Below are 2,831 nucleotides of genomic sequence, written 5' to 3'. Positions count from 1 at the left end.
TGATCCTGTCCTCCCACCGGCGGCGATGCTCTGGAAATAGGGCATCTATATTGGTGCATAAAGCCACGGCAAGCCCGATGGCGTTATTAAGCGTGGGAAGCTTTGTCCCGCTCTGCCAGCGGGAGAGGTTAGAGGCACTCCTATACCCCAGAAGATAGGCAATATCTCTCTGGCTGTACCTACCCCTCTTCATGTAATGCCAGATGCGATTCGGCAGTCTGGCGGTTTTGTTTATCTGCCCCATGGGACCCTCCTCCCATGTGGCGCGTAAAGGGATCAAAAAGACCCCTCCCGCGCCGGTTAATAGTAATGCCTTTTCAGCATACCAGACGGGTGAGGGGTTATATAAGACGGGAAAAGTTGCCGGAGGAGGCAAGTTTGAGAGAGGCACTGGGGATAAAAAAGGGAGTGGGCAAGTATGATGTATCCATTGACAGGATAACCTAACTCGACAATTGCCCCCGTGGTCTTCTCAAAACTCATGTTTTTTGATTCGTAAGAGATGTATACATCAGATGAGTCACTCCCTGTCTGGATTGAGATGGAGATTATTCCGGGGAGTCCTTAACTGTATTGCTTACAGCCTCCGAACAATGTTTGCATGATAGATTTGAAACTATAGTTACATTCTTTACCACATTAAGACCTCTTAATAAAAAAGGCCACGAAGTACTCCCCGCTCCCTGCAGAGTAGAGGCCTTCGTGGCCTTAGAATGTATATTTTAGAAATTACCTGCTGTAAACCGATTGCCAGGAGGATCCATGCCTCCAACTATGCGTTAAACAGACCAGACAGATTTTTTTGTGTCAAGACGTTTGTCCTGTTCTAAAATGCATGGGACATTCCAAAGATCAATCCATAACGTGGAACAAGATTGGTCTCATTAACATATTGATACACAGGTAATTGTACATGTGTATAGAATGTCGTGTTGGGTGAAGACGGCACCTTAACCCCCGGAGTTAAATAGATCCATATGCCACCGGTGCCTGGGACCTGCTCTCCTTTGAACTCATCGTGTGGGGCCTGACGCATGTTTATCTGGAGGCTTACTGTTAACTCCTTTTCCTTAAGGATAAGCAGATGGTTTATACCTCCATTAATGAGTAACGTATTGCCAAACTGATATTCCAGATTGTTTTCAGTAGTCATCTGATAAGAAGCGGATAGGAATGCATCGAGCCGACGAAGAAGCTGGTGGTTGTAGAATGCTGAGACCAGACCATCCCAAGAGCCAGTTCCAGGCATAATGGTCGGCTCGTTGATGGTGCCATAGCTGTCCAGCAATTTATAGTCGCCCGTAGGGGCCTTTACACCAAGCCCACCTACAAGGAGATGTCTGGTGTTGACCCATAGAGCGTATTTCCCGACCAGGCGAAGGTCACCGAATCCAGCAGTGCCGTCCTGACGACTGAAAGCTTCCTCGGGTGTTCCAACTTCAACGAAGTGTTCATGCAATCGATCATTAATGACAGGAAGGGCAAGACTCAGGGCAAACCTATTGGTTACCCCGTAGCTGACATCCATCTGAGCCAACTCGTTAATAGTCCGCTTCTCGCGGTGATGGTCCAACTCAATCTCTCCACCTGCGAAATTAATCCCTGGTACCAGTACCTCAGAGACCCGTTCACTACCACGTTGGGCACGGTCCATCGGGATAAATCGATAGGAGAGATCAAGGATAATCTGACCTGGTGCGGTGATTCCCTCTTGGGTACCGGTAACAAGGAAGCAATTCGCAGAACCACAACCGGCATTTACATGATTCGGTACAAATGTTATTCCTGCAATAATAAACATCCCGCACAGGGATGATAGAATATACCTGTACATGACGTAATTCCTCCTTTTGATAATCCTCTTCCATAATGTGGAAGGTTGGATAGATGAAATAATTAAGTAAATGGAATCACGATAGAAGTACCGGAGGGGCACGGATAGGGTTGCTTTTCTCAAGGAGTGGATAAAGAAAAATGCTGTTGTAGCGTATCTGATGCGATGTATCACTGAATACTAATATGGTTAGCTGCGTGACTGTAGCAACTGAGCTGCTGACTTTGTGTAGGAATTTACAGAACAGGGATTCCCCGTCACCCCGTTCTTTTTGCTTATTATGCTGCTCATCATGTTCAGCCCCATGATGACTATGGGAATGTCCTTCGAATGGATCATATTCAAAAGTACAGGAAAGTGAGCAGGAGACGGCATAGATAGAAACGATTGCATAAAGGCCACATAAAAGGCTGCCAACTACTTTGAGAAAATTACCTGTGTGCCTCACAGGACATCTTATCATTTAATCCGTCGTCGAAGTCAAGAAATTTCCCAAAGGCCATGATTATTGTCATCAAAAACTCTGTCCTATATTAAGAGAAAAAAGCCATGTGTCCGGAACTGAACTATCTCCACTGAAGTCCGCATTATCCCAGGTAAGGAAATAAGAGACTGACGGGGAAATGGTAAATGACCTTACCGGATATTCAGATGAGATATTGAACTCCACAGACGGGAAGCCGGAAGACTCATAATAATTGCTCTGATAGAAAAGGTTTGTACCGAGCGACAGGTCACCAATCAAACTTGCTACATCATGGTTTATGCTTAAAGTGTAGTAACTCCCTTTCCCTGCATCATAGTCATAGTGAATACTGAGGGATGGATTAAAAGAAGCACCGTAGGCAATATTCATAAAAACTTCCTGTGACGGCCCCCACCCGTCTCTGTGAGGATAATTATAATGGGCATAGCCGGTGGTCAGCGTAAGATTCTCTCTCTTAATATCATATTGTAAATAGAGGTCAAACTCGTTCGACTTACTTGTGTGTAAGTC

5 protein-coding genes are annotated in these 2,831 nt (G+C 45.5%); 1 reads left to right on the top strand and 4 read right to left on the bottom strand.

Going from position 1 to position 2,831, the window contains the following annotated elements:
- The coding region (locus IT392_13385; protein MCC6545465.1) for a helix-turn-helix transcriptional regulator at positions 1-244 on the bottom strand (244 nt) is incomplete at its 3' end.
- Positions 245-258: 14 nt separating this feature from the next.
- Between IT392_13385 and IT392_13380 the strand changes: the two genes are divergently transcribed.
- Complete coding sequence (locus IT392_13380) at positions 259-447, top strand: hypothetical protein (GenBank protein ID MCC6545464.1); 189 nt, start codon at positions 259-261, stop codon at positions 445-447.
- Positions 448-826: 379 nt separating this feature from the next.
- On the opposite strand, the gene IT392_13375 is transcribed toward IT392_13380, so the two are convergent.
- The 3 genes from IT392_13375 to IT392_13365 all read right to left on the bottom strand — a co-directional run.
- Positions 827-1,834, bottom strand: a complete 1,008-nt coding sequence (locus tag IT392_13375) for a transporter (protein MCC6545463.1) — start codon at positions 1,832-1,834, stop codon at positions 827-829.
- Between the two features lie 76 nt (positions 1,835-1,910).
- The gene (locus IT392_13370) at positions 1,911-2,297 is read right to left on the bottom strand and encodes a hypothetical protein (GenBank protein MCC6545462.1); all 387 of its coding nucleotides are present in this window, start codon (positions 2,295-2,297) and stop codon (positions 1,911-1,913) included.
- Positions 2,298-2,348: 51 nt separating this feature from the next.
- Positions 2,349-2,831 (bottom strand): hypothetical protein (locus tag IT392_13365; GenBank protein MCC6545461.1); only part of this gene is annotated, 483 nt, incomplete at its 5' end.

The sequence above is a fragment of the Nitrospirota bacterium genome (assembly GCA_020846775.1).
In the GTDB taxonomy this organism is placed as follows: Bacteria; Nitrospirota; 9FT-COMBO-42-15; order HDB-SIOI813; family HDB-SIOI813; genus RBG-16-43-11.
This window is presented reverse-complemented; position numbering and strand designations above follow the sequence as displayed.

Excerpts from the sequence above, each read along its gene's own strand:
- IT392_13375 (MCC6545463.1), bottom strand. The coding sequence starts at position 1,834 with ATGTACAGGTATATTCTATCATCCCTGTGCGGGATGTTTATTATTGCA.
- IT392_13380 (MCC6545464.1), top strand. The coding sequence starts at position 259 with ATGTGGCGCGTAAAGGGATCAAAAAGACCCCTCCCGCGCCGGTTAATA.
- IT392_13370 (MCC6545462.1), bottom strand. The coding sequence starts at position 2,297 with ATGATAAGATGTCCTGTGAGGCACACAGGTAATTTTCTCAAAGTAGTT.